Source organism: Virgisporangium ochraceum, assembly GCF_016863655.1.
Classification (GTDB): domain Bacteria; phylum Actinomycetota; class Actinomycetes; order Mycobacteriales; family Micromonosporaceae; genus Virgisporangium; species Virgisporangium ochraceum.
On sequence record NZ_BOPH01000145.1, the window covers coordinates 49,597 to 74,184 of the forward strand.

28 protein-coding genes are annotated in these 24,588 nt (G+C 72.3%); 7 read left to right on the forward strand and 21 right to left on the reverse strand.

Annotation, left to right across the window (positions count from 1 at the left end; all coding sequences use genetic code 11):
* Positions 1-33: 33 nt before the first annotated feature.
* From Voc01_RS48900 to Voc01_RS48915, 4 genes are all read right to left on the reverse strand, one after another.
* The gene (locus Voc01_RS48900; protein WP_203934651.1) at positions 34-894 is read right to left on the reverse strand and encodes a hypothetical protein; all 861 of its coding nucleotides are present in this window, start codon (positions 892-894) and stop codon (positions 34-36) included.
* A 72-nt stretch (positions 895-966) separates the two neighbouring features.
* On the reverse strand, positions 967-1,290 hold the full coding sequence (locus Voc01_RS48905) for a hypothetical protein (protein WP_203934652.1): 324 nt from the start codon (positions 1,288-1,290) through the stop codon (positions 967-969).
* A 3-nt stretch (positions 1,291-1,293) separates the two neighbouring features.
* Complete coding sequence (locus Voc01_RS48910; RefSeq protein ID WP_203934653.1) at positions 1,294-1,698, reverse strand: SSI family serine proteinase inhibitor; 405 nt, start codon at positions 1,696-1,698, stop codon at positions 1,294-1,296.
* A gap of 90 nt (positions 1,699-1,788) precedes the next feature.
* On the reverse strand, positions 1,789-1,938 hold the full coding sequence (locus Voc01_RS48915) for a LuxR C-terminal-related transcriptional regulator (RefSeq protein ID WP_203934654.1): 150 nt from the start codon (positions 1,936-1,938) through the stop codon (positions 1,789-1,791).
* On the opposite strand from Voc01_RS48915, the gene Voc01_RS48920 reads away from it, so the two are divergent.
* A complete protein-coding gene (locus Voc01_RS48920; protein WP_203934655.1) occupies positions 1,931-2,239 on the forward strand; it encodes a hypothetical protein in 309 nt (102 codons plus the stop codon). The genes Voc01_RS48915 and Voc01_RS48920 overlap by 8 nt on opposite strands.
* Before the next feature lie 42 nt (positions 2,240-2,281).
* Here Voc01_RS48920 and Voc01_RS48925 read toward each other — a convergent pair whose 3' ends face one another.
* The 3 genes from Voc01_RS48925 to Voc01_RS48935 form a co-directional block, all read right to left on the reverse strand.
* Positions 2,282-2,758 carry a pyridoxal-dependent decarboxylase gene (locus tag Voc01_RS48925; protein WP_203934656.1) on the reverse strand — a complete coding sequence of 159 codons (477 nt, stop codon included), beginning with the start codon at positions 2,756-2,758 and terminating at the stop codon, positions 2,282-2,284.
* A 158-nt stretch (positions 2,759-2,916) separates the two neighbouring features.
* Positions 2,917-3,582: a nucleoside/nucleotide kinase family protein gene (locus Voc01_RS48930; protein ID WP_203934657.1), complete on the reverse strand. Its 666-nt coding sequence runs from the start codon at positions 3,580-3,582 to the stop codon at positions 2,917-2,919.
* A 78-nt stretch (positions 3,583-3,660) separates the two neighbouring features.
* Positions 3,661-4,194, reverse strand: a complete 534-nt coding sequence (locus tag Voc01_RS48935; protein ID WP_203934658.1) for a hypothetical protein — start codon at positions 4,192-4,194, stop codon at positions 3,661-3,663.
* A gap of 104 nt (positions 4,195-4,298) precedes the next feature.
* Between Voc01_RS48935 and Voc01_RS48940 the strand changes: the two genes are divergently transcribed.
* Positions 4,299-4,886 carry a hypothetical protein gene (locus Voc01_RS48940; RefSeq protein WP_203934659.1) on the forward strand — a complete coding sequence of 196 codons (588 nt, stop codon included), beginning with the start codon at positions 4,299-4,301 and terminating at the stop codon, positions 4,884-4,886.
* 111 nt (positions 4,887-4,997) lie between these two features.
* Here Voc01_RS48940 and Voc01_RS48945 read toward each other — a convergent pair whose 3' ends face one another.
* The 4 genes from Voc01_RS48945 to Voc01_RS48960 form a co-directional block, all read right to left on the reverse strand.
* Positions 4,998-5,786, reverse strand: coding sequence for an SAM-dependent methyltransferase (locus Voc01_RS48945; protein ID WP_203934660.1), 789 nt, complete (start codon positions 5,784-5,786; stop codon positions 4,998-5,000).
* An 88-nt stretch (positions 5,787-5,874) separates the two neighbouring features.
* Positions 5,875-6,666, reverse strand: coding sequence for an ABC transporter permease (locus tag Voc01_RS48950; protein WP_203934661.1), 792 nt, complete (start codon positions 6,664-6,666; stop codon positions 5,875-5,877).
* Positions 6,663-7,589 (reverse strand): ATP-binding cassette domain-containing protein, encoded by a 927-nt coding sequence (locus tag Voc01_RS48955; protein ID WP_239161046.1) that lies wholly within the window; start codon positions 7,587-7,589, stop codon positions 6,663-6,665. The genes Voc01_RS48950 and Voc01_RS48955 overlap by 4 nt, the downstream gene beginning before the upstream one ends.
* 2 nt (positions 7,590-7,591) lie before the next feature.
* Positions 7,592-8,425, reverse strand: coding sequence for a DUF4097 family beta strand repeat-containing protein (locus Voc01_RS48960; protein ID WP_203934663.1), 834 nt, complete (start codon positions 8,423-8,425; stop codon positions 7,592-7,594).
* Positions 8,426-8,560: 135 nt separating this feature from the next.
* On the opposite strand from Voc01_RS48960, the gene Voc01_RS48965 reads away from it, so the two are divergent.
* Together Voc01_RS48965 and Voc01_RS48970 are read left to right on the forward strand one after the other, a co-directional pair.
* Positions 8,561-11,626, forward strand: coding sequence for an AfsR/SARP family transcriptional regulator (locus Voc01_RS48965; RefSeq protein WP_203934664.1), 3,066 nt, complete (start codon positions 8,561-8,563; stop codon positions 11,624-11,626).
* 123 nt (positions 11,627-11,749) lie between these two features.
* Entirely contained in the window at positions 11,750-12,946 is a 1,197-nt protein-coding gene (locus Voc01_RS48970; RefSeq protein WP_203934665.1) for a serine hydrolase domain-containing protein, read from the forward strand.
* Between the two features lie 115 nt (positions 12,947-13,061).
* Here Voc01_RS48970 and Voc01_RS48975 read toward each other — a convergent pair whose 3' ends face one another.
* From Voc01_RS48975 to Voc01_RS48990, 4 genes are all read right to left on the reverse strand, one after another.
* Positions 13,062-13,418 carry a hypothetical protein gene (locus Voc01_RS48975; RefSeq protein ID WP_203934666.1) on the reverse strand — a complete coding sequence of 119 codons (357 nt, stop codon included), beginning with the start codon at positions 13,416-13,418 and terminating at the stop codon, positions 13,062-13,064.
* 161 nt (positions 13,419-13,579) lie between these two features.
* Positions 13,580-14,440: a hypothetical protein gene (locus Voc01_RS48980; protein WP_203934667.1), complete on the reverse strand. Its 861-nt coding sequence runs from the start codon at positions 14,438-14,440 to the stop codon at positions 13,580-13,582.
* A 343-nt stretch (positions 14,441-14,783) separates the two neighbouring features.
* Complete coding sequence (locus Voc01_RS48985; RefSeq protein WP_203934668.1) at positions 14,784-15,122, reverse strand: hypothetical protein; 339 nt, start codon at positions 15,120-15,122, stop codon at positions 14,784-14,786.
* Positions 15,119-16,267 carry a TRAFAC clade GTPase domain-containing protein gene (locus Voc01_RS48990; RefSeq protein ID WP_203934669.1) on the reverse strand — a complete coding sequence of 383 codons (1,149 nt, stop codon included), beginning with the start codon at positions 16,265-16,267 and terminating at the stop codon, positions 15,119-15,121. Before Voc01_RS48990 ends, Voc01_RS48985 begins: the two co-directional genes overlap by 4 nt.
* Positions 16,268-16,301: 34 nt before the next feature.
* Between Voc01_RS48990 and Voc01_RS48995 the strand changes: the two genes are divergently transcribed.
* On the forward strand, positions 16,302-16,631 hold the full coding sequence (locus Voc01_RS48995) for a hypothetical protein (protein WP_203934670.1): 330 nt from the start codon (positions 16,302-16,304) through the stop codon (positions 16,629-16,631).
* Positions 16,632-16,644: 13 nt separating this feature from the next.
* Here the strand turns inward: Voc01_RS48995 and Voc01_RS49000 are convergent, their stop codons facing one another.
* Both Voc01_RS49000 and Voc01_RS49005 read right to left on the reverse strand, forming a co-directional pair.
* Positions 16,645-17,184, reverse strand: coding sequence for a hypothetical protein (locus Voc01_RS49000; protein ID WP_203934671.1), 540 nt, complete (start codon positions 17,182-17,184; stop codon positions 16,645-16,647).
* Between the two features lie 31 nt (positions 17,185-17,215).
* Entirely contained in the window at positions 17,216-18,532 is a 1,317-nt protein-coding gene (locus tag Voc01_RS49005) for a cytochrome P450 (protein WP_373873973.1), read from the reverse strand.
* Between the two features lie 276 nt (positions 18,533-18,808).
* On the opposite strand from Voc01_RS49005, the gene Voc01_RS49010 reads away from it, so the two are divergent.
* On the forward strand, positions 18,809-20,047 hold the full coding sequence (locus Voc01_RS49010) for a cytochrome P450 (RefSeq protein ID WP_203934673.1): 1,239 nt from the start codon (positions 18,809-18,811) through the stop codon (positions 20,045-20,047).
* Between the two features lie 23 nt (positions 20,048-20,070).
* Positions 20,071-21,201, forward strand: a complete 1,131-nt coding sequence (locus Voc01_RS49015) for an epoxide hydrolase family protein (RefSeq protein WP_203934674.1) — start codon at positions 20,071-20,073, stop codon at positions 21,199-21,201.
* A gap of 3 nt (positions 21,202-21,204) precedes the next feature.
* On the opposite strand, the gene Voc01_RS49020 is transcribed toward Voc01_RS49015, so the two are convergent.
* The 4 genes from Voc01_RS49020 to Voc01_RS49035 all read right to left on the reverse strand — a co-directional run bounded on the left by Voc01_RS49020 (position 21,205) and on the right by Voc01_RS49035 (position 24,514).
* On the reverse strand, positions 21,205-21,588 hold the full coding sequence (locus tag Voc01_RS49020) for a hypothetical protein (RefSeq protein WP_203934675.1): 384 nt from the start codon (positions 21,586-21,588) through the stop codon (positions 21,205-21,207).
* Between the two features lie 77 nt (positions 21,589-21,665).
* Positions 21,666-23,036, reverse strand: a complete 1,371-nt coding sequence (locus Voc01_RS49025; RefSeq protein ID WP_203934676.1) for a VWA domain-containing protein — start codon at positions 23,034-23,036, stop codon at positions 21,666-21,668.
* Between the two features lie 52 nt (positions 23,037-23,088).
* Positions 23,089-23,739, reverse strand: coding sequence for a maleylpyruvate isomerase family mycothiol-dependent enzyme (locus tag Voc01_RS49030; protein ID WP_203934677.1), 651 nt, complete (start codon positions 23,737-23,739; stop codon positions 23,089-23,091).
* Positions 23,740-23,758: 19 nt separating this feature from the next.
* Entirely contained in the window at positions 23,759-24,514 is a 756-nt protein-coding gene (locus tag Voc01_RS49035; protein WP_307781623.1) for a mycothiol-dependent nitroreductase Rv2466c family protein, read from the reverse strand.
* Positions 24,515-24,588 lie beyond the last annotated feature (74 nt).

The window sequence follows — 24,588 nt, forward strand, 5'->3', positions numbered from 1 at the left end:
GCGACGGCGGCACCCGGCACACATGACCCCGAACTAGCAGATCTGTGCGGTCGGCCCAGGCTCCGAGTCAGCCCAGGAGTCGCCGGCGTTGCTGAAGGAGACGTTGAAGCCGCCCTGTCCCGCGCCGATCGAGCTCACCCCCGTCGAGTCCCAGGTGTGGACGTAGTCGACGAACATCTGGGCCCTGCGGCACACCCCGTTGAGAGCGCGGAAGCCGATGACGACCGTTCCGGTGTACAGGCTGTAGTCGTAGACGAAGGGGTTGACGCATGCGCCGTTGGACTGCATCCCCTTGGCGGAGTCCTGCCACTTGAAACCCGCACCGTACTGGTTGACCACCGACGACGGCATCTCCTGGTAGCCGAAGTCGTTGCCGTAGGAGTTACGGGCCGCGTTGCCGTCCGCGGCCGCGAACCGGCTGATGATCTGGTACTCGCCGCCGCTGAGGCGCAGCGCGACGCCGTCGTCGTCACCGACCTCGTTGTTGATGCAGGTGACCCAGTCGTCGTCGGTGAAACGGTCGTTGAGCCACCTCCAGTGTGCGACCGCCAGGTAGTAGCCGTAATCCCGTTCGTAGTACAGCGACATGCTGTACCAGTCGGTGTCGTTCGCGGTGTTGAACGGCTGGACCTGCCCGGCGGGCTCCTCACCCACGTTGGTCAGACACCACTCCTTCTCCAGGGCTCTGCCTATCGACTCCCCGGTGCGGCCGTCGGCCTTCGCGGCCGACACGAACGCGCTGACGGTGTGGACGTCGCCCGGTTTGCCGGCAGCCACACCCTTCCGCACGCATCCCTTCGCCGCCGCGCCCGCCGGCCCGGTGGCCGTGAGCCCCGCCGCCACGAACAACGCCAGGACCGCGGTGACGCCAGCCAGTCTCGACAGCGTTCTCATGAAATCCCCCATGTGGCGACTGTCGGGTACCGCTCCGGGAGATGGTGGGACTTCGGACGAGTCCGGACGCCGTTACGGTGTCTTCTTTCCGTAGATGAGGCTGAGAACGAGGACGAACACGGTCCACAGCGCCAGGATCTCGTACGGCAGCAGGTACAGGACCCACAGCCACGGCGTGAAGCCGGCGGCCTGGGCCGCCACCGCCAACCCGACCGGGATGACGAACACCGTCGACCAGGCGACGGCCAGGTACACGACCCGCCGCCATCCGTGCAGGTTCAGTTCCAGCCCCTGGTCGGACATCAGGTAGGCCAGGAGCATCACGGTTCCAACCATCGCGGCGAGGAGCCACACGACCGTGACGACGACGAGCCAGCCGACCCCGTACCCGCCCATCCGCTAGAAGGTGGCGACCCGGCCGAGGCTGCGCCGCGCCTGGCACCAGTTCGCGTGCACGCGGTCGTAGCTCACCGGGTGGCCGTCCCAGGTGCCCGTTGCCGTGAACCGGATCGCCGGTCCGCCCGCGCCCGCGCAGTCCAGCGGACGGCCCGGTAGCGACGGGAAGTCCCCGCCCGCGGCGGCGAGGTCGCCACAGGCGAGCTCCGGATCCAGGTACCACTCCTCGCCGCCGCCGGCAGGGGAGCACGTCAGCGTGGTCGTGAACACCTGGTTCGACACGCTCGGCGCGCTCCACGACAGGCTCAGGGTCGCGCCCGGCAGGGCAGTGGCGGTGGCCGGTGACGCGACGACAGACGTGAGAGACAGGGCCGCCGCCATCGTGGCGGCGGCTCGTGCGACCCGCATGGTCTCCACCTTCCTCGGATTGCCGTGCCCGTTACCCGATCGGTGTTCCATCCCGTTCCAGGTCCGTTCCGTGCCGGTCGGGTCGAGGTGTCAGGCTCCGTCGGAACCCCGGCCGAGGCCGGCCTCGCGGGCCCGCACGATGGCCTGCGTGCGTTGCGACAGGTGCAGCTTGCCGAGGATCGCGGAGATGTTGTTGGCCACCGTCTTCGGCGCCAGGTGCAGCAGGCGACCGATGTCCACATTGGACTACGGCGCCGCCGCCGTCACGGTCCTCATGTCGTTGCTGAACCTGCCGTTCGCCTTCGGGGGCAGGGTGGTCGGATGGCTCGTCACGCTCCTCGGCGTGGTCGGCCTCGTCGCCGCTGTCGCGCTCCTGCGCCGGGTGTCCGGTGCGCCGTCGGCGGTCACGGCCGTCGGCGTCGTGAACCTCGCCGGCGCCGTGCTGGCGCTCGGATGGGACCGGGACGGCGCCGTCGTGGGCATCGTGGTGAGCGCGCTCGTCACGGTGCTGGGCCTCGCCTGCCTGCGGACGCCGGCCTGAGCCCGGGTGGATCGGGGGCCGTCCGCCGTACGGCGGGTGGCCCTATCCGCGCGCGATGAAGTCGGGCAGGGCGGTGCCCTCGCGGACCATCAGGACGCCGGCACCGGACGGCGTGTCGGCCGTGACGGAGTCGGCCCGCTCGATGCCCGGCGGCCGTTCCCGGCTGTCGTAGGCGTCGACGTGCAGCCACAGCCGCTGCTCCGCGGCGACGTCGGCGAGGTCCGGAATCGGGTCGGCGTCCGCCGTTCCCGCGGTGGCCACGACGCAGAACGGTCGCTGGCCCCAGCTCCGGTCGGCGACCACCGCACCGCGCAGGGCGTCGGGGTCCATGCGCCGGTGCGCGTCCATTGGCACGACACGGATCGCGGCGGGCGGGAACCCGGCGATCCGCACCGCGTCCACGACCGACCGGCGGGTCCGCCCGGTGACGTAGATCGTGCCGGTGAGGAAGTCCGGCGGCAGCATCGCCGTCCGCGCGGCGACGACGGCCGACAGGGTCGCCATGGACGTGCCTGTCATGGTGTACCGCTTCATCGCGTGGCTCCCGGCGGCGAGGTGACGTTTCCTCCACCGTCGCCGGCGTCGGCGCACAGCGACAGGGTCACGGTTCCCGGTCGTCGGGCAGCCGTCCCGGCCGGTCCGGGAACCCGTTCCCGCAACGACGGGACGCCGCGCGGTCACCGACCCGTCCGGGTCTCCCAGACCGGCCGCCCGGGCTCGTCGTTGTGCACGACCACATCGGCGTGCCGGGTCGGTTGCGCCGTCGCGTGGTACAGCTCCTGGGCGGGGACGTACCGCGTGCGCCAGCGCCGTTCGACGTCGGCCCGCCCCTCGCGGACGACGGCGCGGGCCACGGTCGTCTCCGTCGCCGCCGACACGAAGACGCGAAGCTCCCACCGGTCGAGCAGTTCCGGGCGCAGCAGGAACACGCCGTCGAAGACCAGCACGGCGTCGGCCGCGGCGGTCGCGACCGGCGGCGACAGCACGGTGTCCGCGACGCGGTCGTACACGGCGGGCTGGAACCGCCGGTCCCCACCCGGGCCGAGCGGGTCGAGCAGAACGCGTGTCAGCGCGTCACGGTCGTGGGCGTCGAGGTAGCACCCTGCGGCCGAGTACTCGCCGCGCGGGTAACGCAGCGCCCGCGGGAAGAGGAAGTCGTCGATGGTCGCGCGGATGACGTCGCGGCCCTCGTCACGCAGGACCTCCGCCAGCTCGTCGGCGAGGGTGGTCTTCCCGGCGGCGGGCGGCCCGTCGACGGCGACCCGCGTCGGATGTGGGACCGTGACCGACCGGACCGCCCCGGCCAGGCGGTCGAGCAGCTCATCGCGGGTCCCCCGACGCACGGAGCCGAGCATATCGGCCGTCCTCTCAGCCGCTGGCCGGCCTCCCGCGCGGCTGGCCTTCTCCGGCGGCTGGCCTTCTCACGCCGCGGCCGGCTGGCGGCGCAGCTCGCGGATCACGCCGTGGCGCCGGAGCGCCAACGCGAGCCGCCGGGCGTGGCGGTGCCGCACCACGAGGAGCACCGCCTCGCGGATCAGCGCCCATCGGCGTCCCCTGAACTGGTTCTCCGCGACCTTCCAGATCACCGCGCGCAGCGGCTTGGACTCCAGCGCCTCGCGCAGTTCGGCGCGGACGTCCGGGTCGTCGAGCGCGGACCGGACCGCCCGGGCGAGGTCGGGGCGGTCGGCGATGCTGGCGGTGATGCCGGCCGCCAGGTTGTGCCGGACGTCGTCGTCCTCGACGAGCAGCAGCGTCGCGCGCCGGATCTCGGCCGAGTCGAGGCCGGAGCGGAGCAGGTCCATCGCCCGCAGCTCGACCTGCCGGTCGTGGTCGTCGACGGAGAGCGCCGCCAGCAGGCTGGTCACCTCGTCGAGGTCGATCAGATGCTGGAGGCCGGCGCGGAACTCCGGCCGGTCCCAGGCGAAGAGCAACGCCTTGACGAAGTGACGATCCATGCCCGCTGATACCCCCGCGACGGATCTCCCGAAACGGGTGGGGCACGTGCCCGGGACACTAGAATCGGGGGATCGCCGGATACGAATACTTCGACCGTGCCGTCATGCGTGACGGTTGGGAGAGCGCGTGCCTGCGCTACCGGCACCTCGCCACCGGCGGGAACCTCGCCGAGCACCCGCCGCAGGGTGGCCTGCGTCTGCTCGCCGACGAGTCGAGCTACTCCGAGGCGATGCTCGGTTACGCCCGCTTCTACGGTCACAACCCGACCGACCTGTTCATCGCGGCCGGTCCTGGAATCGTCAACCGCGCTGTCGGCCGTCGGGTGGACGAGATGGCGACGCCCGCCTGGCGTGACCACACCCAGGCCCGCAGCGTCCTCACCGACCGTCGGATCCTCGTCGATGCGCACGGGCACTGGCGGACCTTCCCGCACGACCGTCTCCTCGAGCTCACCGGCGACGGACGCTGGACGTTCGTCATGCGCTTCGAGGGCGACGAACCGCTGATGCTGTACGGACCGTGGGCACCGTTCTTCATGGTCGCCACCGCGTGGCTCCTGTACGGACCCGGCGGGCTGCGTCTGCCCGCACTGGCCGGCATCGCCGCCGCCGAGCGCGGGTGGGCCGAGCACCCGGACTCCGACCCGTCGATGCCACCCGGTGACGACGAGGACGAGGACGAGGACGGCTGAGCGGGAGGCGCGATGTGGCGACGGCGGCACAGGCGGCAGGAACCGACCGAGGTGATCGAGCGGGCGTCCGTCCTGTCGTCCCGGTCGGTGCCTGTTCGGGGCGGAAGGCGGCTACACCTTGCGGGCGACCCCGCAGTAGACGTTTAGCTTGCGGGGATCGGTCCCCGGGTCGGGCCGCCACAGCGGGGTCGGTACGACCCCGGGCTCGACCAGTTCGAGACCGTGGAAGAAGCCGCGGATCTGGTCGGGCGTGCGCAGGTGGTAGTCGGCGCCGCCGCTGCGGGCGGTGTTGACGGCCTCGATCGACTCGGGCGTCACCACGCTGTCGTTGATCACCAGGTAGCTGCCGACCGGAACCGCGTCGACGAAGCGGTCGACGATCTCGCCGGGACCGGGATCGTCGGTGTCGGCGACGTTGCCCAGGATCCCCAGCATCATCACCGCGACCGGCTGCGAGAAGTCCAGGGTCGCGGCCGCCGCCTCCAGCACGGCGTCCGGCCGGCGGACGTCGGCGTCGACGTAGTCGGTGACGCCCTCGGCACTGCCGGTCAGCAGGGCCCGCGCGTGGACCAGGACCAGCGGGTCGTTGTCCATGTACACGATCTTGGACTCGGGCGCGATCCCCTGCGCCACGTCGTGGGTGTTGTCGGCCGTCGGCAGGCCGGTGCCGAGGTCCAGGAACTGGCGGATGCCGACCTCGCCGGCCAGGAAGCGCACGACGCGACCGAGGAAGGCGCGCGACGCCACGGCGACCTCGACGACGTCGGGGTAGACCTGCCTCACCTGGTCGCCGACCGCCCGGTCAGCGGCGAAGTTGTCCTTGCCGCCCAACCAGTAGTTCCAGATCCGGGCGCTGTGCGGCACCTCGACGTTGAGTCGCGACGACACGTCCTGGTCCATCACGATGCCCCTTCGTGGCGCGGTGGTCTGGATCGGAGCATACCGATGCCGGTACCGCCGTAGCGGCACCGGCACCGGGCCGCCGTGGCTACCGGGTGGACTCGCGGTTGAAGAGCCGCTTCGACCACAGGTACCCGCCCGCCGCGATCACCGCGCACCACGCCACGCCGATCGCCGCGCTGTTGCCGATCGGCGTGCCCATCAGCAGACCGCGGATCGTCTCGATCAGCGGGGTGAACGGCTGGTACTCGGCGAACCAGCGCAGCGCCGTGGGCATCGAGTCGGTCGGGACGAAGCCGCTGCCGAGGAACGGCAGGAGGACCAGCGGCAGCCCGACGTTGCTCGACGACTCCACGGTCCTGCTGGCGAGACCGAGCGCGACCGCCAGCCAGATGAAGGCGAACGACATCAGGGCGAGCATGCCGGCCAGCGCGAGCCAGTCACCGGGTCCCGCGGTGGGCCGGAACCCGATCGCGACGGCGACGCCCGTGACCAGCGCGACACCGAGCACGGTCTGGACCAGGCTGCCGAGCACGTGCCCGGTCAGCACCGACACGCGCGCGATGGCCATGGTGCGGAACCGGTCGACGATGCCCTCGGTCATGTCCATCGTCACGGAGATCGAGGTGCCCTGCACCACGGCGGTGATCGTCATGAGGAGGATCGCCGGGGTGACGTAGTTGACGTACTCCGCGCGGCCGCCCGACGGGCTGCCGATCCCGGCGCCGAGGGTGCCGCCGAACACGTAGACGAACAGGAGGAGGAAGACGATCGGCATGCCGACGAGGGTCAGCGTCATGCCCGGGTAGCGCAGCATGCGCTTGAGGTTGCGGCGCAGCATCGTCGCCGAGTCGATCAGCGGGTAGGTGAGAGTGCTCATCGCGAGACCACCAGTTCCTTGTCGGTGAGGGCGAGGAAGACGTCGTCGAGGTCGGGGGTGTGCACGCTGACCGAGTCGATCCGCACAGCGTGGTCGTCGAGGTGGTTGAGGAGGCTCCGCAGCGCCTCCGGGCTGCCGTCGTCGGGCACGCGCAGGCTGAGCGTCTCGGCGTCGCTCGTCGCGCGGGTCACCGCCCGCGCGGCGGCTTCGAGGTGACGCACGTCAGCAAAGCGAAGTTCGACGTGGCCGCCGGGGATGCGGCGCTTGAGCTCCTCGGTGGTGCCTTCCGCCACGATCCGGCCGCCGTTGAGCACCGCGACGCGGTCGGCGAGCTGGTCGGCCTCCTCGAGGTACTGCGTGGTCAGGAAGATGCTGACGCCGCCCGCCACGAGGTCGCGCACGATCTGCCACATGTCGCGGCGGCTGCGCGGGTCCAGGCCGGTGGTCGGCTCGTCCAGGAAGATGACCCGGGGGTTGCCCACCAGGGTCATCGCCAGGTCGAGCCGCCGGCGCATGCCGCCGGAGTACGTCGAGGCCGGCTTCCTCGCGGCCTCCACGAGGTCGAACCGCTCCAGCAGTTCGTCGACCCGCCGCCGGCCGGTGGCCCGGCCGAGGTGGCGCAGGTCGGCCATGAGCGACAGGTTCTCGCGTCCCGTCATGAGGTTGTCGACGGCCGAGAACTGGCCGGTGACCCCGATCGCGGCGCGGACCGCGTCGGGTTCGGTGGCGAGGTCGTGACCGGCGATCCGGGCACTGCCCCCGTCGGCGCGGATCAGCGTCGACAGGATCTTCACGGTGGTCGTCTTGCCGGCGCCGTTCGCGCCGAGCAGCGAGAAGATGCTGCCGCGCGGCACGTGCAGGTCGATGCCGTCGAGCACGACGTGGTCGCCGTACGAACGTCGAAGGCCGGTTGCGGTGATCATCATTAGTTCCCTTCGGAGGAGCGGCGGACGGTGATGTCGCCGAAGCCGGTGTGTGCGCGGATGTCGAGGGTGTGACCGGGTGCCGGCTCGATCGCGTTCTGCACGCGTCCATGACCGGTCTTGAGGGTGAAGCGGGCGGCGGACCCGGCGGCGACGCCGATCTCCAGGTCCCCGGCGGACGTGCGCACCGTGACCGCGTCGCGCGCGACCTCGCCGATGCGGATGGTGCCGTTGGAGGTCTTCGCGTCCACGGCGGCCTCGGCCCGGCCGACCGAGATGTCGCCGTTGGACGACCGCACCCGCAGCGCGCCGGTGACGGTGCCGAGGTCGGTGGGCCCGTTGGCGTTCTCCACGACCGCGGCCCCGTCGATCTCGCTGATCCGCACCCGGCCGCTGCCGGTCGCGACCTCGGCGTCGCCGACGACCCGCTCGACGGTGACGTGGCCGGTCGTGTCGAGCCGGAGCCGGCCGGTCCGGCCGAGGTGGAAGTGTCCGGCGGAGGTCGTGAAGCGGTACTCCCCCAGCACGCCCGTGCTGCCGACGTCGCCGGCCGCCATCTCGCCGCGCACCGTCGAGCCGGTCGGCAGCTCGACGAGCACGGCGACCGAGTGCGTCCGCCGGGAGAGGTCGAGGGTCCGCGGCCCGCGGACGCTCAGGGTGCCGTCGACGAACTCGACCCGCGTGCGCTGCGCGGCCCGCACGTCGGAGTCGTCCGACGCGTTGCTCGGCCGCACCTCGACGACGGTGTCGGTGCGGTCACTCGCCGCGATCCGGACGTCGCCGACGGACAGGTCGATTCTGAGGGAGATCGGGTCGGGGGTGGTGAAGACCGGCATCGTGTGCTCCTGTTCTCGGTGGCAGGTTCTCGGTGACACGAGAACGATGGCCGGCGGCGCTGACACGGCACTGAGCGCGCGCAGACAGCGGCGGTGGCCGCCTGTCAGCGCGTGCCGGTCTGCGATCATGCGCGGGTGCGCGTTGAGCTTCTCGGTCCCCTCGCCGTCGTCGCCGACGACGCCGCGCCCGTGGACGTGCCCGGTGCCCGGCTGAAGATGCTGCTGGCGCGGCTCGCCCTGGAGGCGGGCCGCCCGGTACACCCCGACACGCTCGTCGACGATCTGTGGGGCGAGCAGGCGCCGTCCGGAACCGCGGCGGCGCTGCAGGCGCTGGTGTCGCGGCTGCGGCGGGTGCTGGGCGGCGCCGGCGCGGTGGAGCTCGCGGCGGGCGGCTACCGGCTCGCGGTGGAGGCCGCCGACGTCGACGCGCACCGGTTCGAGGAGCTGGCCGGCCGGGGACGACGGGAACTGGCCGCGGGCCGGCCGGAGGACGCCGCCGCCACGCTGGAGGCCGCGGCCCGGCTGTGGCGGGGTCCGGCGCTGTCCGACGTCCTCGACGCGACGTTCGCCCGCAACGCCGCCACCCGGCTGCAGGAGGTACGGGCGGGTGCGGACGAGGACCGGTTCGAGGCGGAGCTGCGGCTGGGCCGGCACGCGGAGGTCCTCGCCGACCTGGGCACAGCGGCCGCGGAGCGCCCGCTCGGCGAGCGGCTGGCCGCCCTGCGGATGCGGGCGCTGGCGGCGGCCGGGCGGCAGTCGGACGCCCTCGCCGTCTTCGAGGAGATGCGGGTGCGCCTCGGCGACGAGCTCGGCGTCGACCCGTCCCCCGAGCTGCGGGAGGTGCACCTGGGGCTGCTGCGCGGCGAGCTGGAGCGCCCCGCGGCCCGGCCCCTGCCGGCGCAGCCGAGCCGGCTGCCGGCGAGCGTCAGCACGTTCGTCGGGCGCGAGGAGGAGCTGACCACCCTGTCCCGTTTGATGTCCGGGTCACGCCTGGTGACGATCGTCGGGCCGGGCGGGGCCGGCAAGACCCGGCTGGCGCTCGAGGGCGCCCGGTCGGTCCCACGGGTGTGGTTCGTCCCGCTGGCCGGCCTGACCGAGCCCGGCGGGCTCGCCGACGCCGTCGTGGGTGTGGTGGGTTCCTCCGGCGGCCGGCTGTACGACGGAGGGCAACCGGCGTCGGCCGTCGACCGGCTGGCCGAGCTGCTCGACGTCGGCGACGCCCTGCTGCTGCTGGACAACTGCGAGCACCTCGTCGACGCGTCCGCCGCGCTGGCCGACGAGCTGCTGCGCCGCCTGCCGCAGCTGCGGATCCTGGCCACGAGCCGGGAGCCGCTCGCCATCACCGGCGAGGCGCTGTGCCACCTCGGTCCGCTGGCGCTGCCCACCGCCGAGCCGGACCTCGCGGAGGCGGGGCGGGCGGCGGCGGTGCGGCTGTTCGTCGACCGCGCGGCCGGGGTGCGCCCGGGTTTCGCCTTCGACGAGTCCACTGTGGACGACGTGGTGGAGGTCTGCCGGCGGCTCGACGGGATGCCGCTCGCCCTGGAGCTCGCCGCCGCGAAGCTGCGCTCGATGCGGATCGACCAGGTGGCGCGCCGGCTCGACGACCGGTTCCGGCTGCTCACCTCCGGCAGCCGGGCGGCCCTGCCCCGCCAGCGCACGCTGCTCGCGATGGTCGAGTGGAGCTGGGACCTGCTCGACGAGTCCGAGCGGACCCTGGCCCGCCGGCTGGCCGTGTTCCCCGGCGGGGCCGACCTGCCCGCGCTGGAGGCGGTGTGCGCAGACGTGTCGCTGCCGGCCGACGACGTGCTCTACGTGGTCGACGCCCTGGTGGAGAAGTCCATCGTGCAGCAGGTCGGCGACCGGTACCGGATGCTGGAGACCGTCCGCGCCTACATGGCCGGACACCGCACCGAGGACGTCTCGGGCCGGTTCGCCGCCTACTACCTGGACCTGGCCGAGCGGCACGAGCCGAGGCTGCGCACCCGGGAGCAGCTCGACGCGATCGCGGTCTTCGACGCCGAGCAGGACAACCTGGTCGCCGCGCTGCGCGTCACCCTCGACGCCCGCGACGCGGCGACGGCCTACCGGTTCGTGAAGGCGCTGTTCTGGTACTGGGCGAACCGTGGCCTGAACACCCAGCTGGAGACGTTCACCGGCGCGCTGCTGCAGCTCGGTGACGACGTGCCGCCGCAGGCCAGGCGCGCGTTCGAGCTGCTGCGGTCGGCGTCCGGCGCGCGCGAGGTCCACCCGGCGCGCCTGTTGTGGATCACGCAGCACGCCTTCTCCTCCCGGGCCGACGACCATGTCGAGCAGGCGCTGGACTCGCCCGACCCGTGGGTCCGCGCCACCGCGAACTGGGCGCACAACTTCACCCTGGTCGAGGCCGGCGACCTCGACGGCGGCCTGCGCGCCCGCGAGCTGGCGCTGCGGGGCTTCGAGGAGGTCGGCGACCGCTGGGGCATCGTCATGGGTCTCCTCGCGCAGGGTCGCGGCCCGTCGCTGCGCGGCGACTTCGCCACGTCGGTCGCGTTGTTCGAACGCGCCGTCGCGGTCAGTGCCGAACTGGGGACCGAGGACTACCTCTACTGGACCAGGAACCGCCTGGCCCGCGAGCGCATGCGCGCCGGCGACCTGGAGGGCTCGTGGCGCGACCTGAGCGCGATGCGCGAGCGGACGGCCGCGCTCGGCCACCGGCGCCGCGACGCGGGCCTGCTGTTCAGTGTCGCCAACTGGCAGCGCCGCGCGGGCGAGCTGGACGCGTCCGAGGCGAGCCTGGACTCGCTCGAGGCGCAGGTCCACCGGCTTCCGTACCCCGAGCACATGGCCCGCGACCTGATCGCCGGCACCAGGATGATGAACCGCCTCATGGACCGCGACGCGCCGGCGGCCCGGGCCCTGCTGCCGAACGCCGTCCGCCCGAACTTCACGCGTGCGCAGAGCAACGGCCTGGCGTGGGCCGCGGAGCAGGTGGGGGAACTGCTGGCCCTGGAGGACCGTCCGGCGGAGGCCGCCACCGCGCTGGGGCTGAGCGAGGCCATCCGGGGCGCGTTCGACCATGGTGAGCCGGTGCTGCGGGTCCTGGTGGAGTCCCTGGTCGACCGGCTCGGCGACGCCGGCTACCGGGAGGCGTACGCCCACGGCGCCGGCCTGGCGAGGCCGGTGGCCCTGGACCGCCTGGCCTCGCTGACCGGCCGGGCGTAGCGGGGTTTTCCCCACCCGGTACCGGGGATTTCCCCACCATGAGCCGGCTGCTGGCCGGATGGAGGCGGGCGCGCGTTCTTCGTAGCTTGAGGAAAACCTCATTCGAGCTGTTCGGGAGACGACATGTTCCGCACCGGGATCACGGTGACCACGTTGGCGAGCGCGTTGGCGAGTGCGTTGGTGGGTGCGGTGGCGAGTGCGGTGGCTCTGCTGCTGCTGACCGGAGGCGTCGCACACGCCACCGGCACCCGGCACCGCTACGACCAGGCGCAGTTGCAGCGCGACCTCGACGCCATCCACGACACCGGGGTCTCGGGCGTGCTCGCCGAGGTCACCATCGGGTCGCGCCGCCTGCGCGGTACCGCCGGCGTCGCCGACCTCGACGCGGGCGGGCCGGTCGCCGCCGACGGCTACTTCCGGATGGGCAGCAACACCAAGACGTTCGTGGCGGTGGTGGTGCTGCAACTGGTCGCGGAGGGCCGGCTCTCGCTCGACGACCCGGTCGAGCGCTGGCTTCCCGGTCTGGTCGCCGGCAACGGCAACGACGGCGCGGCCGTCACCGTCCGCCAGCTGCTCCAGCACACCAGCGGGCTCCACGACTACACCGACGACCTGCTCGCCCGGATCGGCTCGGTCGAGGACTACCAGCGGTTCCGGTACGAGAGGTTCACCCCGCACCAGCTGGTCGCCATGGCGATGGCGCACGGGCCCGACTTCGCACCCGGCCGGGGCTGGAAATACTCCAACACCAACTACGTCCTCGCCGGACTGGTCATCGGCAGGGTCACCGGCCGCGACTGGGCCCGCGAGGTCCGCGACCGCGTCGTCCGCCCGCTCGGTCTGCGGCACACCTACGCTCCCGGCGACGCCACCGACCTGCCCGGCCCGCACGCCGCCGCCTACCTCTACTTCGACCGCGACACGCCGATCGAGACCGCCGACGCCAGCGTGACGTGGGCCGACGCCGCCGGCGCGCTGGTGACCACCGCCTCCGACCTGAGCCGGTTCTGGTCCGCCGTCGGCCGGGGCACGCTCCTGCGGGCCGCGCAGGCGAAGCAGATGCGCACCACCGTCGCGGGCAGCACGTTCGAGGAGGAGCGGCCGGGCGGCCGCTACGGGCTGGGCATCGAGTGGGCACCGCTGTCGTGCGGTGGCGGCTACTGGAGCCACGCCGGCGACATGCCCGGCTTCAGTACCCGGACGGGCGTCAGCGCCGACGGACGCAGGACCGTCGTCATCTCCACGTCGACCTCCGCCGAGTCCCCGGTGGACCGGGCCGCGTTCGCGATGATCGACCACGCACTGTGCGGCATCGGATAGCCCGCACACCCACGAGCCATCCGAGCCACCCGACGACGCGAGGCCCTGGCGCCTCGCGTCGTCGGCCCACGCCCTACCCCGTCGGGCCCGTCGGCCGTGGTCGGGGGGTCGTCGGCTACCGGCCGGTGTCGGTGGGGGTAGCGGTGTCGGTGGGGGTAGCGGTGCCGGTGGGGGTAGCGGTGCCGGTGGGGGTAGCGGTGCCGGTGTCGGTGGGGGCAGCGGTGGCAGCGTCGGCCGCGTCGGGTGCCGGTGTGCGGGCCTTGTCGCGCCTGCGGTTGCGGGCCGACCGGAGCTTTCCCACCAGCGCGGCGCCGACGCCAGCCGCGACGGCGATCTTCAGGGCCGTCGCGGTCCACCCGAGGCCCTTGAGGGTGAGCCAGAGCGCGACCGGCGAGGGGCGGTTGTCGTGCCACCGGATCGAGATCACGAGAACCGTCACCGCCAGGGCGGTGCCGCCCAGCAGAAGCAACACACGGGCGATCGGAGTACCGCCGAGCTGTCGTATCGTTCGCATGGATACGACAGTGGGCGATGCACCCGGCCGGGTCGAGTGTGAGTCGGATTCCGGGCAGCACATCATTGTCCCACAACGGTTCCGGGCGCGATTCATCCACTGTGGACACACCGGTGGTGTCACAGGGCCGGGGGGATCGTGTGGGTGGTCGTGATGGTGTATTCGAAGCGGCCACTGCAGTCGTCGATGTCCAGGGTCCGGGAGACGGTCCGGGTTCCGGTGGGCGTGGGTAGCGTGGGCACGGTGCCACCCGGTCCCGTCGGTGGGTTGTAGAAGCCTCCGGGATCGTCCTCGTGCAACCAGAAGTCGGGACGGGTCATCCGGGCGTTGGCTCCGACGGCGGTCTCCTCGCGCGCGAACCGCGCGACGAGGATCGTCTCTCCGGCGAGCATGCGGCTGTCCCAGACGCCCGTTCCGCGGTCGTCGGTCCAGGCGAGCACCATCTCGCTGTCGAACACCGGGTCGCAGTCGTCGAGGAGGGTGAACCTCAGCGGGCTGTACTGCACCGTGTACCACGGCTCGATGGTCACCGGGACGGTGAACCGGTAATCCGGGGCGCCGGACCCGTCGGTCAGCAGCACGACGATCACCACTTCGCGGCGCGCGAAACCGGTCTCCACCGGATAGTCGAAGGCGAACGTGTCGCCGGCCGTGGACGAGTACGTCTGGCGCTGCGCCTGACCGTCGAACACGACCTCGATCTCGGTCCTGCGCGCCACCGGCACGCCGGACGGCACCTCCAGCACGGCCCGCGTGCTCCCGCTGTCCACCGTCATGTTCCTGGCGACAGCCGTCAGCTCGACGGCTCCGCCGGTGCAGCCCGGGCAGGCCGGGCGGCTGGGAGGTGCACGCGATCCCGCAGTCGACCACCTGCTGCGCGTCGCCGCGCGTGCCGCGGGCGGTGCGGCGGTCACGACGACCGCGACCGCCGCCACGGTGAGCATCGTCAACGCCGTCAAAGTCGAGATGGTGCGACGCATCAGGGTGGCTCCGATTCCACTGTGGACTCCCGATGGTGGCGGCCCGCCCGCGGCCGCTCCCGGAAATGCGCGGATCCCACGTCCGACCGGGGTCCCGTGCGGGAAATCCCCACCTTGCGGGACGGTCGGACAATGACGGCGTGACCGGGCCAGCCGACGAGTTCCCGTACGGCGGCTACTGGGGGATGAACGAGCGGCGCGCTGCCGGTGTACTTCGTGCCGGACGGCTCGCGGCGCTTCGCCGAGCTGCGTCGCGAACTCGGCTGACCGGGCGCGGGTCCGGCGCAGGGGCCGGAGGCGGCGCGGGGCCGGAGGGGGCGCGGGGCCGACGGGCGCCGCGTGATCAGGCCGGGGGCGGCCCGTCCCAGATCCGGTCGAACCTGTCGGCGACACCGGGCTGCTGCCACACCCGCCGCAGACCGTCCTCGACCGAGTCGAGCCCCTCGGCCGACGGCCCGGACACGACGAAGTCGTGCGGGATGACCCTGCCGGCGGCGTCCCTGCGCTCCAGCGGGTCCGGGAAGCGCAGCGCGACCCTGTCGCCGACGCGGCGGCAGACCTCCGGCTCGTCGCCGACGCCGGAGAACGTGGCCTCGTACTCGCCGAGCGGGTCGTCGTACCCGCCGTCGAGGAGGAAGCGGAAACCCCAGGCGCGCCCGCGGGTCGCCCAGATGAGGCTCACCGGCGGCTCCTCAGCAGGATCTGCTCCTCCTCGCCCCGGTCGAGGTCGAGCCGGAAACCCGTCAGCGTCGCGGTCAGGTACTCCTTCCTGGACATCGCGTCGGCGTTGGCCTTCGTCAGCTTGTCTCCCGCCAGCCTGGCCGCCTCGTTCACCAGACCGGGGCCGATGCCGCTGAGCAGCTGACCCACCGGCCCGGGCAGCTTCACCTTGCGTCCGATCAGCGCGATGGCCAGCGCTCCGGCGCCGCTCAGCAGGTTCTCGGCCACCTTCCCCGGGATCTGCTTCGCCTGCGCCCACCGGACGTGCCGCTCGAACGGGAGCATCGCGGCCAGCGGCAGGAGCAGCTCCAGGCCCACGCGCTCGGTCACCGTGATCCTGTTCGCCTCGAACTTCGCCGACGACAGCAGCACGAAGTCCTCGCCCACCGACAGCGCGTCGCTGGCCTCCACGAGTCCGGCGAGCACCTTGCGCAGCTCGTCGATGTCGTCGCAGGCCTTCTCGACGAGAAGGTCCCGGAAGGTGTAGACGGTCATGGCCGGCAGGAGGTCCGACTTCGACAGCGCCATGATCCAGATCCGCGGGAACTCGACCAGCGGCCTGCCGTCGCTCAGCAGCTCGTCCTTGAGCGACAGCAGCCCGTTGCGGAGATTGCCGAACAGCGACTTGAGGTACCGCTCCTCCTCGCCGGCGTTGTCGAGCAGCCGCTGGCCGTCCACCAGCAGCAGCGCGACGTCGGAACCGAGCAGCGACCGGAACGTGTCGGTGCGTCGCTGTGCCTCCTCCGGCCCGCTCACCTCCTGTTCGAACCACTCCCCGGGATAGTCGTGCCAGACGAGCCGCAGCGCGTCGAACGGCCTGGCCTTCGTCGACGCGTCGGCACCGTCCTTCAACCTGACCGAGAACGAGTAGGAGGTGGCGGAGAACTTCGTGGCCGCCGGCACCCGCGCGGAATCCCTCATCCCGAGATAGTTGCGGTGCAGCCGGGCGCCCTGACCAATATCGTCGGCGATGACATGGAACAGACTCTTCTGCAGGTACTGGGGCTCCTGCGTGGCTCCGTAGAAGGACGAGAGCAGGACGGTCTTGCCGCTGCCGCTCTCGCCGAAGACGGCGACCTGCTGCTCCAGCACTCTGCTCAGTCGCATGAAGGGACCTTACGCCGGAAATACAATGCCGCCGGTGACCTACGACCTGTATTTCTGGCCGTCCGGAGCGGCGGAGGACGTCGTCGAACTGGCCGACCGGCTCGCCGAGGAGGAGGCCGACGTCCTCGCTCCCGACCCGCGGGTTCTCGCCTTCCGCGCCGACCTGCTGCGCCGGTGGCCGGACCTCGCCGACAGGATCGAGCCGTGGCACGGCGACCTCGAATGGCGCCTACCCGCGGGACGCACCGACCTGGCCGAGCGGTACGTGCTGCTCACCCTGCCGTACGGCTGGCACGGCACCCACGACCTGCCCGTCCTGGCCGCCCGGTACGGGCTCGACTGCTACGACCCGCAAGGCGGGTGAACGACCCCAGGACTCACTGCTCGTGCGCCCTGGTGATGTCCAGCACCAGGCGGGCGCTCACGGCCGCGGTGACCAGCACCAGCGCCAGCTCCACCGTCCACAGTGGATAGGCGGCGTTCCGGGTGTCCCAACCGGTCCCGTGCAGCGGGCCGCTCGCTGCGACCGCGGTCGGGTACCAGCGCATCATGAGGTTCAACAGCAGGGTGACCAGCACAGCGGCCGTCCAGACCTGCCAGTGCGCGCCCGTCCAGCGGGGGATGCGCCGGATCCGGAGCAGCCAGGCGACGAAGGCGACGGCCGCGGCGAGCGCCGCCACGGTCCAGACCCGGTCGACCGTGAGGTGCATGTCGCGCGCGGAGACGCCGTCGACGGCCAGCTCGTAGAACAGCCGGGACGGCTCGAGGTCGGCGCCGTCGTGGCTCACGACGACGATCCGGTGCTCGTAGCGTCCGACGATGTAGTGCCAGTGCAGGCAGTCGACGGCCACCCATACGGCCAGCGCGGCGACCGCCGTACACGCCGTGAGCCATGGCGGCGGGGAGTCGTCGGTCACGTAGAGGAGACGGTCGCGGTCCGTCGTTCGGTCACACAGCCCCGCGGGGGACCAGCGTCAGCTCGACCTTTCCGCCGGAACGCAACGAGGCGGCCGGCCGGGGAGCCGGGATGCCCGGCGTGTGCACGCGGACCCGGAAGCGGCTGAGGACGGCGGCGACGATCAGCTGGGCCTCCAGGTAGAACAGGTGCTGACCGATGCACTTGTGCGGACCGCCACCGAACGGGTAGTGGGTGTACCGGTGCCGGCGCTCGGCCGGGCGGGCGGCGAACCGGTCGGGGCGGAACTCGGCCGGCCGGTCCCAGTACGCGTCCAGCCGTTGGGTGATGTACGGGCTCACCAGCAGCGTGGCGCCCTTCGGGATGGGAACGCCGTCGATGACGTCGTCGGCGGCGGCGACCCGCGGGATGAGCCACCCGATCGGGTACAGCCGCAGCATCTCGTCGAGGACCATCCGGGTGTAGGTCAGCCTCGCCAGGTGCGACCGGTCCGGCGTCGCGTCGCCGACGACGTCGTCGATCTCCCGGTACAGGGCGGCCGCGACGTCGGGGTGGGCCTTCAGGTGCGGCCAGAGGAACGTGAGGAGGCGGTAGCTGGTCTCGGTGGCCGAGGCGAACATCGAGACGGTGTCGTTGCGGATCTGCCGCTCGTCGATGTCGCGCCCGTCGGCCGTCTTCGCCCGGCTCAGCGTCGAGATGATGTCGTCGCCGCCGTCGGGTTGCGCGCGGGCCCGGCGCACGGCCGGCAGCAGGATGTCGTCGATCAGCGCGGCGTTGTCGCGGAACGCGCGGTCGCCCGGCATCGGGACCGAGTTCGGGACGAACGGCGCCAGCACCCGCGCCACGACCGAGGCGGAGATGGCGTCCTGCGCCGCGACGATCCGCACCGCGTCGTCGACGGACACCTTGTCGCCGAACAGCACCCGGACGACGGCCCGGCACACGATCCGGGACATCTCCGCACTGGCGTCGAGGACCCGGCCCGCCGGCACCTCGTCGACCGCCCGGTAGATCTCGTCGGCCATCACGTCGACCATTGCGTCGACGCGTTTCGCGGTGAACAGGGGCTGCAGGATCCGCCGGCTCTCCTGCCACACCTCGCCCTCGGCCATGATGCCCTCGCCGAACAGCCGCTTCACCGCTCCCCACAGCATTCCACTGCCGTCGCGGAGATAGATCGCGGAGTGGTCGCGCAGGACGTGTTGAACATGCGCCGGATTCGTCACCAGATACGGCCGCAGAAGACCGAGCCCGATCCGGACGACCGAGCCCCGGGACGCGTTGCCGAATGCGACGAGCGCACCGAGCGGATCGCGGGCGAGCGCGGGAAGTGCCCGGTAGGCGGGAATCGACGACACGGTGGCGGATGCGGGTCCGTCGGCGACGGAAATGGGATTCTCTGCTTCGGACAACTCGGGTGACCCCCTCGGCCAGAGTCGTCCGTACTGAACGAGCGTTCCGGCATTCGCGATCATCGCATCGGGCGTCAGCCGGACACCAGGGATCCAATTAGATGGATCTATGTCCCATTAGTGTGAAGGATCTCCATATAACGAATTCTTCTCACGCGATTCATTCATGTTCACGTGGATGACCTTGGTCACCGCAAATGAGATCGTATTGCCATGATCAGTGTCGGCCAGGACATCGCCGCCGAATTGCGTCACCCCTTCTACCTGGACGCCGACGGCGTCAACCGGCCCACCGGACCGGACAAGCACCCGTACTACGCGCGGTTCGCCGCCTCCGGGTCCGGGGTGGTGCGGGTGCTGCGCCAGGTCGGTGGCGAGACGGTTCCGGCGTTCCTGGTCTGCCGGTACGCCGACGTCCGGGAGGTGCTGCGCCGCCAGGAGGTGTTCTCCCGCGCCGCCGCCGCGCCCGCCGACCAGACCGACGTGTCGGGAACGATGCTCGGCATGGACGGCGCGGAGCACGCGCGGGTCCGCGGCGCGGTCAAGGACGCCTTCACGAAACCCGCGGTGGCCGACCTCAGCGACGTGGTGCGTGCCGCGGCCGACGCGCACGTGTCGGCGCTCCTCGCCCGCGGCCGGCCGGCCGACCTGGTGCGTGACTTCGCCATCCCGTTCAGCCTCGACGTCATCTGCGACATCCTGGGCCTGCCCCGCGACGACCGGATGCAGTTCCGTCGATGGGGCGACATGTTCCTCGGCGCGGGCGACCTCAGCCGCGACGACGCCGCCCGGTCGGCCATGGAGATGGGCGGCTACCTGTGGGGCCAGCTCGAGGCGCGGCGCGGGTGTCCCGCCGGCGACCTGTTGACGCGGATCGCCAACGGCGCCGCCGACCAGCCGATGGACATCCAGATCAAGCTGCCGATCGCGTTGGTGGTGGGCGGCTGGGAGACCGTGGCGAGCGGCATCACCACGTTCGTCCACGTCCTGTGCTCCCGTGGGTACGAGCCGGGCCGGACGGGGTGGGAGTACCTGCTCGACCACCCGGACAAGGTGGACTCCGCGGTCACCGAACTGGAGCGGCTGTTCTCCCCCACCAACGGCGACGACATGCCGCGCCGCGTGATGGCCGACGTGCGGCTGCCCAGCGGGCACCAACTGTCCGAAGGGGACATCGTCATCCCCTCGCACGACGCCGCCAACCGCGACCCGGAGGTCTTCCGCGACCCGGAGCGGATGGACTTCGACCGCGATCCCAACCCGCACCTGTCCTTCGGGTTCGGCGCGCACTACTGCATCGGTGCCCATCTGGGCGCCTTCGAGGTCCGCACCGCCATCAGGACACTGCTGCGGGAGCTTCCCGGTCTCCGCCTCGCGGTGCCGGCCGACGAGGTGTCGTGGAAGCCCGGGCACACCATCCTCGGCCCGGTCGCCCTGCCCGTCGACTGGTAGCGCCGCGCGTAGGATCAACGGGCATGTCCGACGACGTGGTGCCCTTCCGGATCGACATCGAACCCGAACGGATCGACGACCTTCGCCGCCGGCTGCGCGCCACCCGGTGGCCCGAACCGGAGACGGTCGGCGACTGGTCGCAGGGCGCGCCGTTGGCGTTCGTGCGGGAGCTGTGCCGGTACTGGGCCGGAGACTACGACTGGTGGCGGTGCCAGGCCGCGCTCAACGCGGTCCCCCAGTTCACGACCGACCTCGACGGCCTGGACATCCACTTTCTCCACGTGCGCTCGCCGCGACCCGACGCGCTGCCGCTGGTGATGACGCACGGCTGGCCCGGTTCGGTCGTGGAGTTCCTCAAAGTGCTCGGCCCGCTGAGCGAGACGTTCCACCTCGTGGTCCCGTCGCTGCCCGGCTACGGCTTCAGCGGACGGCCGACCGGAACCGGGTGGACGGTCGAGCGGATCGCCGACGCGTGGGCGCTCCTCATGGACCGGTTGGGCTACCCGCGGTACGGCGCACAGGGCCACGACTGGGGGACCAGCGTCAGCACCGCCCTGGCGCAGCGGCACCCCGGGCACGTGGCCTGCATCCACCTGGTCCCCCCGCTGGCCCCGCCGGACCCCGACACGTTCGACGACCTCACCGACGACGAACACCGCGCCCTGCGCGACCTCGAGAGGGCGGGCGAGTCCGAGGACGGCTACTCGCAGGAGCACGCCACGAAGCCGCAGACGATCGGGTACGGCCTCGTCGACTCCCCCGCCGCGCTGTGCGCCTGGATCATCGAGAAGTTCCACTCGTGGAGCGACTGCGGCGGCGACCTCGACAGCGTGTTCACGCGCGACGAACTCCTCGACAACCTGATGCTGTACTGGCTGCCCGGCACCGGCGCGTCGTCGGCGCGGCTGTACTGGGAGAGCATCCGGCAGGTGCAACGGATCTTCCGGTCGGGCGCGACCGACACGGTCGACGTGCCGACCGGGTGCTCGGTCTTCCCGAAGGAGAACCCGCGGCCCTCGCGGCGCTGGGCGGCGAAGCGGTTCGTCGACATCCGGTACTGGAACGAGCCGGCGAAGGGCGGCCACTTCGCCGCGTTCGAGCAGCCCGCTCTCTTCGTCGACGAGGTCAGGAACTGCTTCCGCGCCCTGGAATGAGTTCTAGGTGGGCACCGGGGTGATCTCGGCGCGGAAGCCGTTGCGGTGCAACCACACCGTGAAGTACGCCGTGCGGGTGCGCCACGGCCGCGTCGCGGACAGCAGAGAGCCCGCCGTGGGCGGGTCCGACAACGTCCAGCCCCCGGCGACCGCCAGCGCGCGGTAGTGCGCCGTCACGGCCGCCTCGCTGCCGGGTGGGACCCCCTCGATGGTGCTGGAGACGCCGCCGTCGGCTCCCCAGCAGGTCGTCTGCTGCGTGGTGGGAGCGTGCAGCGTCGCGCCGGGCGGCAGACCGGGCGGAACGGTGGTCATGAGCGGGTCCACGCTGAACTCCGTGACGAACGCCGGGTCGGGCGTCGTGCAGGGCAGGGCGGGTCGACGCCCCATCGCCCCATCGTCCGTGACCGCGGACCGGTCGGTGGAGCCCCCGCACACGATCCGCACACCACCTTCACGGGCGGCCGCTAGCGGATCACCCCGGCCTGCGTCGCCGCGTGGATCCAGGTGGGGAACTCCGACAGCAGCCTCGCGTACAGCTCGGCGTCGGTGAGGGTGTCGATGTCGTCGACCGCGAAGAACCCGGAGTTGTCGACCCGCCGGCCGGTGAGCCGGTCGAGGCGTTCCAGGACGCCGTAGCGTGCCCCGTCGACGCCGACGAACTGCCAGAACATCGGCCGGTCTGCGCTCCTGCGCACGATCGACTCGATCTGCTGACCGCGGGACACGCCACCGTCGGACAGGAACAGCACCAGCACCGGCGGCCCTGGCGGCAGCTCCGCCACCGTGCGGACGATGTCCTTCATCACCTTCCACTCCTCGTTTCCGTAGCCGAGCGCCTCCCCGTCGAGGGTGCCGTCGGGCCGGAACATCGGGGGGACCGACGTGAAGTCCTGGATCCGGCCGGGCCGCAGGAACCGGCGGGTCCACTCGGGCAGGTCGGCGACGGTGAGGTCGGGCAGCCGCGTCATCTCGCTGGCGAAGATCCAGGCGGAGAGGACCCCGTCGGGGGTCAGCTGGGCACCGACGGCGGCGAGCCGCTCCACGACCCGGGCCATCGTGCCGTCGTGGTAGGCGTGTTCCAGGGACCCGGACGCGTCGAGCACGAGGAACACCCGGGCCCGCGCCCCGGCCGCGTTCCGCTGGGCGAGCACCTCGCCGACGAGCCGCTTGCGCAGCGACAGCCGCTCGCGCATGTCGGCGGGCAGCCGCTCCTCGCCGGGCGTCGCCACGACGGTCACCGGGGTCGCGGGAGGCGGGAGAGGAACGAACGGCTCGTGCGGCGTGGGAGGCGCGGGAGAGAGGGCGGGAGCGCCGTCGGCGTCCGCCTCGACCGCGACGCCGTAGGTCCGGGCCAGCCCGGCGAGCCCGTCCGACCACCCCTGCCCGACGGCGCGGAACCGCCATCCCGTGCCGCGCCGGTACAGCTCGCCCAGCACGAGCGCCGACAGCCTCGCGGTGTCCGGCGGGTCGAAGCGCAGCATCGGATCGTGCCCGAGCTCCTGCACCACCAGGTGCAGCCCCTTCACCGCATCGACGGTGCCGCTGTCCACCGACACCGCCAGCGCGACCGTCGCCACCTCCGCGGGCACCGCCGGCAGGTCCACCTGGAGCCGGGCCGCACCCGTGTGCAGGCGGACCGCGCCGGAGGCGTGCCGCTGGTGGTTGTAGAACACCATGTCGCCGTCGCCGCCGGCCCGGCCGTCGGCGCCCAGGAGCAGCCCGATGAGGCTCACGCCGGGCGTGCCGGGCGCGGCCCAGTCCCATTTCGCCTCGACGCGGATCGTCGAGTCGGGCACGGGAACGGCGGCGCCGCTGGTCAGCGCGGTCGGTGTCACCGGGGCAGCATAGGGCGTGCGCCGGCCGCGCCGCCGCGGCCGGACGGGTGGGTCACGCCGGCTGGAGGTGCCGGACGAGCGTGTCGGTGCCCGCGCCGGTGAGGTGTTCGAGCCCGGCCGGGCGGCCGGTGATCACCAGCAGGATCGACACGATCGGGCCCCGGATCTCGGGCCCCTCGCCGACGGACCAGTCGGTGTCGGTGGCGGTGAACCGGTACCGACGGAACGGCACGGTACGGAACACGCGCAGCTTCCTCCGGTCGCGCCGGCTCTCCCCGTAGGACCACATCCGGCTCGCCGCGATGGCCGCCGCCCCGGGTGGCACCGGCAGGTCGCGCGCCAGCGGCACGGCCATGTCCGCGCCGTGCACGACGATGTCGATGAGGGCCTCCCGGTCCGTCAGGCCGGGGTTGGGCCGGTGGTCGCCGACCGTCGCCCGGATGCCCGCGACGAGCCGGTCGGTCGGTTCGGCGGCCCGGTCGCGCGCCGTCGCGTGGATCATGTGGTTGACGCTGCCCGGGTGCCGGAGGAGCCCGCGCAGCCCGGCGCCGAACGTGACCGGCTGCATCGCGAGGTGGCCGGCCACGTCCCGGACGGTCCATCCGGCGCACAGCGAGGGCTGGCGCCACTCCGCCGGGGTGAGCGTGTCGAGCAGGTCGGCGATGCGCCCGCGCTGCAGGTCGACCGTGGACCAGACGTCCATGTCGTTGTCCTTTCGAAAGTCAGCCGTAGGTGGGCGGCTCGGTGCGGGTCCGCTTCAGTTCGAAGAAGGCCGGCGAGCCCGCCAGCAGGCAGAGGCCGTCGAAGATCCGCAGGGCGTCGGCGCCGCGCGGTACCGCGTTGAGCACCGGCCCGAAGAACGCCGCACCGCCGAGGTGGACGATGGGCGTGCCGGCGTCGGCGCCGACCGGGCCGACCGCCGCCTCGTGGCTGCGCCGCAGCGCGTCGTCGTACCCGTCGGAGTCGGCCGCGTCGCCGAGGGTCTCCGGCAGGCCGGCGTCGACGAGCGCGGCCCGGGTCGCGGTGTCGTACTCGCCGCGGTCCGGCATGCGCCAGTGGTCGAAGATCCGCGACCCGAACGCGGTGTGCCAGGCGCGCAGGCGGTCCGGTCCGTGGCCGGTCAGGACGGCGGCCGCCACGCGGGACGGCCCGGTGGAGGCGTCGACGTTCGCCCGGTAGCCCGGGTCGACCACCTTGTGCTCGTTGAGCATCCGCAGGCTCATCACGTGGTACCGCAGGTCGAGGTCGCGCAGCGGCTCGACCTCCAGCAGCCAGCGCGACACGATCCACGTGTACGGGCAGACCGGGTCGATGTAGAGGTCGACCCGCGGCGTCGGTCCGCCGGTCGCGGCCCGCAGCGCGCGTCGGGCGTCGTCGGTGGCGGTCGGGTCACGGGACGCGGGGAGCGGCGCACCGGCGGCGGTGCGCTGGTACGCGGTCCACACCGAGGTCCACCGGTGCGGGTCGGGCTGTGTCATCGTCGGCTCCCCTCCCGGCGGCGCCTGGCGGCTCCCGGCTGGGATCACCTTCCGTCACAGGGGTGTCGCCCGGC

Excerpts from the sequence above, each read along its gene's own strand:
- Voc01_RS48900 (WP_203934651.1), bottom strand. The coding sequence starts at position 894 with ATGAGAACGCTGTCGAGACTGGCTGGCGTCACCGCGGTCCTGGCGTTG.
- Voc01_RS48905 (WP_203934652.1), bottom strand. The coding sequence starts at position 1,290 with ATGGGCGGGTACGGGGTCGGCTGGCTCGTCGTCGTCACGGTCGTGTGG.
- Voc01_RS48910 (WP_203934653.1), bottom strand. The coding sequence starts at position 1,698 with ATGCGGGTCGCACGAGCCGCCGCCACGATGGCGGCGGCCCTGTCTCTC.
- Voc01_RS48920 (WP_203934655.1), top strand. The coding sequence starts at position 1,931 with ATGTCCACATTGGACTACGGCGCCGCCGCCGTCACGGTCCTCATGTCG.
- Voc01_RS48925 (WP_203934656.1), bottom strand. The coding sequence starts at position 2,758 with ATGACAGGCACGTCCATGGCGACCCTGTCGGCCGTCGTCGCCGCGCGG.
- Voc01_RS48935 (WP_203934658.1), bottom strand. The coding sequence starts at position 4,194 with ATGGATCGTCACTTCGTCAAGGCGTTGCTCTTCGCCTGGGACCGGCCG.
- Voc01_RS48940 (WP_203934659.1), top strand. The coding sequence starts at position 4,299 with ATGCGTGACGGTTGGGAGAGCGCGTGCCTGCGCTACCGGCACCTCGCC.
- Voc01_RS48945 (WP_203934660.1), bottom strand. The coding sequence starts at position 5,786 with ATGGACCAGGACGTGTCGTCGCGACTCAACGTCGAGGTGCCGCACAGC.
- Voc01_RS48950 (WP_203934661.1), bottom strand. The coding sequence starts at position 6,666 with ATGAGCACTCTCACCTACCCGCTGATCGACTCGGCGACGATGCTGCGC.
- Voc01_RS48955 (WP_239161046.1), bottom strand. The coding sequence starts at position 7,589 with ATGATCACCGCAACCGGCCTTCGACGTTCGTACGGCGACCACGTCGTG.
- Voc01_RS48960 (WP_203934663.1), bottom strand. The coding sequence starts at position 8,425 with ATGCCGGTCTTCACCACCCCCGACCCGATCTCCCTCAGAATCGACCTG.
- Voc01_RS48970 (WP_203934665.1), top strand. The coding sequence starts at position 11,750 with ATGTTCCGCACCGGGATCACGGTGACCACGTTGGCGAGCGCGTTGGCG.
- Voc01_RS48980 (WP_203934667.1), bottom strand. The coding sequence starts at position 14,440 with ATGCGTCGCACCATCTCGACTTTGACGGCGTTGACGATGCTCACCGTG.
- Voc01_RS48990 (WP_203934669.1), bottom strand. The coding sequence starts at position 16,267 with ATGCGACTGAGCAGAGTGCTGGAGCAGCAGGTCGCCGTCTTCGGCGAG.
- Voc01_RS49010 (WP_203934673.1), top strand. The coding sequence starts at position 18,809 with ATGATCAGTGTCGGCCAGGACATCGCCGCCGAATTGCGTCACCCCTTC.
- Voc01_RS49015 (WP_203934674.1), top strand. The coding sequence starts at position 20,071 with ATGTCCGACGACGTGGTGCCCTTCCGGATCGACATCGAACCCGAACGG.
- Voc01_RS49020 (WP_203934675.1), bottom strand. The coding sequence starts at position 21,588 with ATGGGGCGTCGACCCGCCCTGCCCTGCACGACGCCCGACCCGGCGTTC.
- Voc01_RS49030 (WP_203934677.1), bottom strand. The coding sequence starts at position 23,739 with ATGGACGTCTGGTCCACGGTCGACCTGCAGCGCGGGCGCATCGCCGAC.
- Voc01_RS49035 (WP_307781623.1), bottom strand. The coding sequence starts at position 24,514 with ATGACACAGCCCGACCCGCACCGGTGGACCTCGGTGTGGACCGCGTAC.